Origin of the sequence: Streptomyces sp. CA2R106 (assembly GCF_037034245.1) — a bacterium.
Taxonomy (GTDB): Bacteria; Actinomycetota; Actinomycetes; order Streptomycetales; family Streptomycetaceae; genus Actinacidiphila.
In genome coordinates this window covers 1-8,026 of record NZ_JBAGKC010000062.1, presented here as the reverse complement: position 1 = coordinate 8,026, position 8,026 = coordinate 1, and the positions used below count along the sequence as shown (strand labels likewise).

The window sequence follows — 8,026 nt, the reverse complement described above, 5'->3', positions numbered from 1 at the left end:
GGGGCACTCACCCAGGGGCGCGGGGAACTGCGCGCTCAGCCACCACGCCCGCAGACAAGCATGCGCCGCAAGGGGCACTCACCTAGGGGCGCGGGGAACTGCGCGGCCAGCCACAACGCACCCGCAGGCAATGGCACCGCATTGCAAGGGCTGCCACCCCGGGGGCGGGGACGCGCCGTAAAGGGGGAGGGCCCGGGGGCCGTGGGATGATCACGGCGCGGCACCCTTTTCGTTCGGGCCGCCGTGCGGGACGCTCAGCAGGGCAACGGACTACCCGCCGGGGAGGCACACTGTGGTGGACGCGCACCAGACCTTCGTGATCGTCGGAGCCGGCCTGGCCGGAGCGAAGGCCGCGGAGACGTTGCGCGCCGAGGGTTTCACCGGCCGGGTGATACTGATCGGCGACGAGCGCGACCACCCGTACGAGCGCCCACCGCTGTCGAAGGGCTTCCTTACCGGCAGCGCCGCACGCGACTCGGTCTTCGTGGAGCCCGCCTCCTGGTACGCGGAGCACGACGTCGAGCTGCACCTCGGCCAGCCCGTGGTGAACCTGGACCGCGCGGCGCACACCGTGAGCCTGGGCGACGGCACCGTACTCCAGTACGACAAGCTGCTGCTCGCGACGGGCGCGGAGCCCCGCCGCCTGGACATCCCGGGCACCGACCTCGCCGGGGTGCACCATCTGCGCCGGCTCGCCCACGCGGAGCGGCTGAAGCACGTGCTGACCAGCCTGGGCCGGGAGAACGGCCACCTGGTGATCGCGGGGGCCGGATGGATCGGCCTGGAGGTGGCCGCGGCCGCGCGCGGCTACGGCGCCGAGGTGACCGTGGTGGAGCCCGAGCCGACCGCGCTGCACGGCGTGCTCGGCCCGGAGATCGGCTCCGTCTTCACCGACCTGCACAGCGAGCACGGCGTCCGCTTCCACTTCGGCACCCGCCTGACGGAGATCACCGGCCAGGACGGCATGGTGCTGGCGGCGATCACCGACGACGGCACCGAGCACCCCGCGCACGACGTGCTCGCCGCGATCGGCGCGGCCCCGCGCACCGCGCTCGCCGAGGCCGCGGGGCTGGCGCTCGCCGACCGCGCGGAGGGCGGCGGCATCGCCGTGGACGCCTCGCTGCGCACCTCCGACCCGGACATCTTCGCCGCGGGCGACGTCGCCAACGCGGAGCACCCGCTGCTGGGGTCCCCCATGTCCCGGACCAGGGGCGGCCGGCTGCGGGTGGAGCACTGGGCGAACGCGCTGCACGGCGGCCCCGCCGCGGCCCGTGCCATGCTCGGGCAGCAGGTCGGCTACGACCGCGTCCCGTACTTCTTCTCCGACCAGTACGACCTGGGCATGGAGTTCTCCGGGCACGCCGCGCCCGGGTCGTACGACCAGGTGGTGTGCCGCGGCGACGTCGGCAAGCGCCGGTTCATCGCGTTCTGGCTGCGCGAGGGCCGGGTGCTCGCCGGGATGAACGTCAACGTGTGGGACGTCACCGAGCCGATCCAGAACCTGATCCGCGACGGCCGCCCGGTCGACCCCGAGGCGCTGTCCGACCCGGCGGTGCCGCTAGCCTCGTTCCTGGACCGACCTGCACCGAACGCGGAGGAATGACCGTATGCGCACCGCCGTCGTACCCGTCGAGGAGATCTTCCCGCTGCGGTGGGAGGTGCTGCGCACCGGCATGCCGCGCGAGGCCGCGGTCTACCCGGAGGACGCGCGCGAGGACACCTTCCACATAGCCGCGTACGACGAGCAGGGCGCGGTCCGGGCGTGCGTGACGTTCTTCCCCGACCCCCTGCCGGGCGAGGCGGCGCCCGCCTTCCGCTTCCGCGGCATGGGCAGCGCCGCCCAGGTGCGCGGGGGCGGCTTCGGCGCCGCCGCGCTGCGGGCCGGGCTGCGGGAGTCCGCGGCCCGGGGCGCCCAGGTGGTGTGGTGCAACGGCCGGGTCTCCGCCCGCGGCTTCTACGAGCACTTCGGGTTCACCGCGACCGGCGAGGAGTTCCAGCTCGCCCCGAGCGGACCGCACTACGTCTTCGTGACCAAGGAACTGGGCTGACCTGATCCCGGGACTTCCCGGGACAGGCCCGCCCGGGCACGCACGTCCCCCCACCGCCCCGCCGGAGCTGTCGGCGGCGGGCCGTAAACTACTTCCGTGGCAGGAAGGATCAGGGACGACGACGTGAGGGCGGTACGCGACGCCGTCCCGATCGACTCCGTCGTCTCCGACTACCTCCAGCTCAAGAACGCCGGCGGCGGCAACCTCAAGGGCCTGTGCCCCTTCCACGACGAGAAGTCCCCCTCCTTCCAGGTCAGCCCCTCCAAGGGCCTCTACCACTGTTTTGGTTGCGGCGAGGGCGGGGACACGCTCGCGTTCGTGATGAAGGTGGACCATCTGACGTTCGCCGAGGCCGTGGAGCGGCTGGCCGCGCGGGCCGGGATCACCCTGCGGTACGAGGAAGGCAGCGCCGTCCCGGGGCGGCAGCAGGGCGAGCGGATTCGGCTGGTGGAGGCGCACCGCGCGGCCGCCGCCTTCTACGTGGAGCAACTCGGCTCGGCCGAGGCGGAGATCGGGCGGGCCTTCCTCGCCGGGCGGGGCTTCGACCAGGCGGCGGCCGAGCACTTCGGCGTCGGGTACGCACCGGCCGGGTGGGACCACCTGGTGCGCTTCCTGCGCGGGAAGGGCTTCAGCGACAAGGAGCTGATCACCTCCGGGCTCGCCTCCGAGAGCCGCCGGGGCGGCGCCATCGACCGGTTCCGCGGCCGGCTGATCTGGCCGATCCGGGACATCACCGGCGAGGTGATCGGCTTCGGCGCCCGCAAGCTGCGCGAGGACGACCAGGGCCCGAAGTACCTCAACACGCCCGAGACGCCGCTCTACCGCAAGTCCCAGGTGCTGTACGGGATCGACCTCGCCAAGAAGGAGATCGCCAGGACCGGCCGCGCGGTCGTCGTCGAGGGCTACACCGACGTCATGGCCTGCCACCTCGCCGGTGTCACCACCGCCATCGCCACCTGCGGCACCGCGTTCGCCGGGGACCACATCAAGATCCTGCGCCGGCTGCTGATGGACAACTCCACCTCGGAGGTGGTCTTCACCTTCGACGGCGACGCGGCCGGGCAGAAGGCCGCGCTGCGCGCCTTCGAGGACGACCAGAAGTTCGCCGCCGAGACGTCGATCGCGATCACCCCGGGCGGCATGGACCCCTGCGAACTGCGGCTGGCCGAGGGCGATCCGGCGATCCAGCGGCTGATCGACGGCCGCACCCCGCTCTTCGCGTTCGCGCTGCGCTCGATCGTGGGCCGCTACAACCTCGACACCGACGAGGGCCGGGTCGCCGCGGTGGACGCCGCGGTGCCGGTGGTCGCCGCGATCAAGAACCAGGCGCTGCGCGACCGTTACGCGATCCGGCTGGTCGGGATGGCGGGGATCTCCACGCAGGCGGAGGAGCAGAGCATGATCCGCCGGGTGCGGGCGATGGCCCGGGCCCGCGCGGCGGGCGGCTCGGCCGGCACCGGCCCCTCCCGCGGCGGGCCATCCCGTGGCGGGCCGGGCGGACCGTATGCGAACGGGTCGTACCCGAACGGGTCGGGCGGTGGGCCGGAGCGCGCCGAGCGGCGGGCGCCGTCCGGGCCGCGGCTGGACCTGCGCAGCCCCGCGCACCGGGTGGAGCGCGAACTGCTGAAGCTGGCCCTCCAGTTCCCCGCCCTGGTCTCCCCGGCCTTCGACGCCTACGGCGAGGACGAGTTCACCGGCCCGCCGTACGCCGCGGTGCGCCGCGCGATCGCCGAGGCGGGCGGCGCGGAGTACGCCGACGGGGACTATCTGCTGCGGGTGCGCGAGGCCGCGCCCGACGACACGGTGCGCGGCATGGTCACCGAACTGGCCGTCGAACCGGTCATGCACAAGACGCCCGAGGTGTACGCGGGCGAGGTGCTGGTGCGCGTGCGGCTGCTCGCGGTGGACCGCCGGGTGGCGCAGGTCCACGCGACCGGGGCACGGCTGGCGGCGCAGGGCGTGCCGGCGGACGCGCCGGAGGCGGTCGCGGCGGCGAACGAGTTGTGGGCGCTCCAGCAGTACGCCCAGCGGCTGCGGGTCAGCGGAGCAGCGGCGCTCTAGGCCGATACACCTGGGGCCGCCTGGTCAACGGCCGCGCGGTGCGGACTCCGCACCGCGCGGCCGGCCGTCACCGAGGCCGCGGTCACCGGGTGCACCGGCGCCGCGGAAGCTCGCGCAGACGGGTGCCGGCCCGGTCAGACCGGTGTGCAGGCGGTGATGCTGAGGTCCGCCGGGCAGGGGGTGATGGACAGCACGTGGAAGCCCGCCTCTTTCGCCTCGCGCCGCATGTCGGCCTCGCTGCGCTCGCGGGCCTGCGCCTCGCCGACCACCATCTTGACCAGGTTGCGGAAGGCGGCCCCCGAGTCGTGCTCCACCAGCGGGTCGATCACCAGGAGCTTCGGGCTGTCCTCGGTCGGCGTCGCGCCCTCGGGGACCACCGCCCGGCGGATGTTCCGCAGGATCTGCACGCCGCTCTCCGAACTCCAGTCGTGCAGCACGTTCTTGAGGATGTAGAGGTCGCCGCCGGCGGGCACCTCGTGCAGGATGTCCGCGGGCTGGAAGGTGAGCCGGTCGGCGAGGTCCGCGCTGCCCGAGGCGGCGAGCTCGGCCTCGGCGCGGCGGCAGGTGTCTGGACGGTCGACGCAGACGCCCCGCAGATGGGGGTGGGCGGTGAGGATCGCCTTGAGCAGGGTGCCGTTGCCGCCGCCGACGTCGACGACGGTGCGCACGCCGGCGAACGGGACGTGCTCGGCGAGCACGGTGCCGATCGGCCGTGCCCAGTCCTCCATGGCGCGGTCGAAGATCCGGGCGCTGTCGGGGTGCTGGTCCAGGTACTCGTAGAGCGAGACGCCGAACGCGGCGGGCATCACCGACGTCCCGGTCCGTACCGCCTCGGTCAGTCCGCCGGTCGCCGCGTGGCCGTACAGGCCGCACAGCAGCGCCGCCAGGTTGCGGACCGACTCCGGGTGGTCGCTCCTGAGCGGCTCGGACAGCGGGGAGTTGGCGTACCGGCCCTGCTCGTCGCGGGTGAACACGCCCAGCGCGGTGAGGGCTTGCAGGACGGAGCCGAGGGAGTCGGCGTCCGCGTCGACGGCCTTGGCCAGCTCGGGCGCGGTGGCCGGACCCTGCGCCAGCACGTCCGCGACGCCCAGTTGGGCCGCCGTGCCGACCGCGGCGGAGGCCATCGCCCCCATGACCAGACTCATCAACGACATTTCCTGGTTCCCCAATCGCTTGTGCCGCACGCGCGTGTGCCGCACGGCCGACCGCCGGTGGGCCCCGGCCGGCCGGTGCGGTGGCACCGTCCGAACACGGCCGTCACAACCTGCCGTTGTGTGAAACGAGTGTGTGCATGAGCACAGTGGTGCCACTGCGCAGGTACGATCCGTGCGGCACACGCTAGACAAACGGCCGCTGTACGTCGTGCCGTTCAACCCGATCGCACCCGACCCGACGGCCCCGCACGGGCCACCTGTTCCCCGTGCAGCCGCATGTGGGCCGACCCGCCCGCCCACGGGGCCCGTTCACGCGCGATCGGTCGGCAGTTGAACGTCGTAGGGCCGAGCCGCAGCGCTCCGGGCCCGGCCGGGCGGCCGGATCGAGTGCCTTGAGAATCCACTGGTACGGGAAGAGGCTGGACACCATGACTGATGAGAAGCCGTCGATCGATGACGGCGCGGAGGACTCGCAGGCAGCGCTGCGGGCGTCGGACGCGGACCGGGAACAGGTGGTGGAGATCCTGCGGGACGCCGCCGGGGACGGCCGGCTGACCTCCGAGGAGGTCAGCGAACGGGTCGAAGCCGCACTGAGCGCCCGCACCGTCAGCGAACTGGCCCAGCTCACCAGGGACCTGCCGGTCTCGCCGGTCCCCGCCGACGCCGGCACCGGGTCAGAGCGGCCCAAGGACGTCGTGGAGATCAACCAGCGGTGGGGCACCCTGCACCGCTCCGGCACCTGGGAGGTCCCGCGCCACCTGGACATCCGGATGCACGGCGGCGACGTCAAACTCGACTTCACCGAGGCCGTGATCGGCCACGACACGCTGGACATTGACGCGCAGATCAGCATCGGCGGCAACCTCATCCTGGTCGTCCGGCCGGGCATCGTGGTCAGGACCGACGACGTGACCGTGCGGGTGGGAGAGGTCAAGTACCGCAATCCCGCGTCCGACGCGGACGCCCCGGTCGAGCTGCGCGTGAACGTCACCGGACTCCTCAAGGGCGGCGACATCGTGGTCCGCCACCCGCGGCGGACGCTCGGCCAGTGGATGCGCGGGGAAAGCGCCCTGAGCACCTCCGACAGCAAGAGCTGACCCGCCGATTCGGCGCACTCGCGGGGCGGTTGAACGGCCAACGGCCGATTCACCGCCCCGCGCTCGTTTTTCCCCTCGCACCGCCCGAACGGTATCCCCCGCGGCGCCGGCACCGCGTTCAACTGACGCGTTGCGGCACCCATGGGGCCTGGATATGTTCCTGTCGCTGGTGGACTCGACCTCAGGGTAAACATCGGCTTCACCCCGGTATCCCGGTCCGGAAGTTGCTGACGGCAATCGTGAGGTGGCGTGTGCGGCAGAAACTCCCTGGGAGCCCTGCCACGGTGAAAGTGTGACGGTATTCCACTGCCGGGACCGGGTTTTCCAGCCCGTGCTGCCCGCGCACCGATATTGCGTACTTCCTGGATAACGCCACATCGCGTCCCCCGAGATCGACGGCGGATTATCCTCGGCACAGCAGGGATGGCGGATTCAGGTGTCCAACGAAGACAAGCTTCGCGATTACCTCAAGCTCGTGACGACCAACCTGCGCCAGGTCCGCCGCCGTCTGGCCGAGGTGGAGGAACGCGACCAGGAGCCGATCGCGATCGTCGGGATGGGCTGCCGCTTCCCCGGCGGGGTCCAGGGCCCGGAGGACCTGTGGCGGCTGCTCGCCGCCGGCACCGACGCGATCGGCCCGTTCCCGCAGAACCGCGGCTGGGATCTGGAGAACCTGTACGACCCCGACCCGGACCACCCCGGTACCTCCTACGCCCGGCACGGCGGGTTCATCTACGACGCGACCGACTTCGACGCCGACTTCTTCGAGATCAGCCCGCGCGAGGCGGTCTCGATGGACCCGCAGCAGCGGGTGCTGCTCGAAGTGGCCTGGGAGGCGTTCGAGCAGGCCGGGATCGACGTCAGCGCGCTGCGCGGCACCCCCACCGGCGTGTTCGCCGGGTCCTACGGCCAGGGCTACGGCACCGACCCCTCGATGCGGTCGGGCGCCTCCGAAGGGCACCTCCTCACCGGCGTGTCGACCAGCGTCACCTCCGGGCGGCTGGCGTTCACCTTCGGGCTGGAGGGCCCCGCGGTGACCATCGACACCGCCTGCTCCTCCTCCCTGGTGGCCCTGCACATGGCCGCCCGGTCGCTGCGCGCGGGGGAGTGCTCGCTCGCCCTCGCCGGCGGCTCCACGGTCATCTCCGCCCCGTCCGTGTTCGTGGGCTTCTCCCGGCAGCGCGGCATGTCCGAAGACGGACGCTGCAAGTCCTTCAGCGAGGGTGCGGACGGCTCCGGCTGGGCCGAGGGCGTCGGCATGCTGGTGGTGGAACGCCTCTCCGACGCCCGGCGCAACGGTCACAAGGTCCTTGCGGTGGTGCGGGGTTCGGCGATCAACCAGGACGGCGCGTCCAACGGCCTGACCGCGCCCAACGGCCCCGCGCAGCAGCGCGTGATCCGCGCCGCGCTGGCCGGCGCCGGCCTGACCACCGCCGACATCGACGCGGTCGAGGCGCACGGCTCGGCGACCAGGCTCGGTGACCCGATCGAGGCCGAGGCGCTGCTGGCGACGTACGGCCAGGGGCGTCCCGAGGGCCGGCCGCTGTGGCTGGGTTCGGTGAAGTCGAACATCGGCCACACGCAGGCCGCGGCCGGTGTCGCCGGTGTGATGAAGATGGTGTTGGCGCTCCAGCACGGGCAGTTGCCGCGCACGTTGCATGTCGAG

Annotated in this window: 6 protein-coding genes; 5 read left to right on the top strand and 1 reads right to left on the bottom strand. The window is 72.6% G+C overall.

What is annotated here, in order from left to right; genetic code table 11:
* Positions 1-292 precede the first annotated feature (292 nt).
* The 3 genes from WA788_RS34815 (at position 293) to dnaG (ending at position 4,109) form a co-directional block, all read left to right on the top strand.
* Positions 293-1,603, top strand: coding sequence for an NAD(P)/FAD-dependent oxidoreductase (locus WA788_RS34815; RefSeq protein WP_335984379.1), 1,311 nt, complete (start codon positions 293-295; stop codon positions 1,601-1,603).
* Between the two features lie 4 nt (positions 1,604-1,607).
* Entirely contained in the window at positions 1,608-2,048 is a 441-nt protein-coding gene (locus WA788_RS34810; RefSeq protein WP_335984378.1) for a GNAT family N-acetyltransferase, read from the top strand.
* A gap of 96 nt (positions 2,049-2,144) precedes the next feature.
* The gene (dnaG, locus tag WA788_RS34805) at positions 2,145-4,109 is read left to right on the top strand and encodes a DNA primase (protein WP_335984377.1); all 1,965 of its coding nucleotides are present in this window, start codon (positions 2,145-2,147) and stop codon (positions 4,107-4,109) included.
* A 134-nt stretch (positions 4,110-4,243) separates the two neighbouring features.
* On the opposite strand, the gene WA788_RS34800 is transcribed toward dnaG, so the two are convergent.
* Positions 4,244-5,254 carry a methyltransferase gene (locus tag WA788_RS34800; RefSeq protein WP_335984376.1) on the bottom strand — a complete coding sequence of 337 codons (1,011 nt, stop codon included), beginning with the start codon at positions 5,252-5,254 and terminating at the stop codon, positions 4,244-4,246.
* Positions 5,255-5,691: 437 nt separating this feature from the next.
* On the opposite strand from WA788_RS34800, the gene WA788_RS34795 reads away from it, so the two are divergent.
* Together WA788_RS34795 and WA788_RS34790 are read left to right on the top strand one after the other, a co-directional pair.
* Entirely contained in the window at positions 5,692-6,360 is a 669-nt protein-coding gene (locus WA788_RS34795; RefSeq protein ID WP_335984375.1) for a DUF1707 domain-containing protein, read from the top strand.
* A 436-nt stretch (positions 6,361-6,796) separates the two neighbouring features.
* Positions 6,797-8,026: type I polyketide synthase (locus WA788_RS34790; protein ID WP_335984374.1), on the top strand; the 1,230-nt coding region annotated here is incomplete at its 3' end.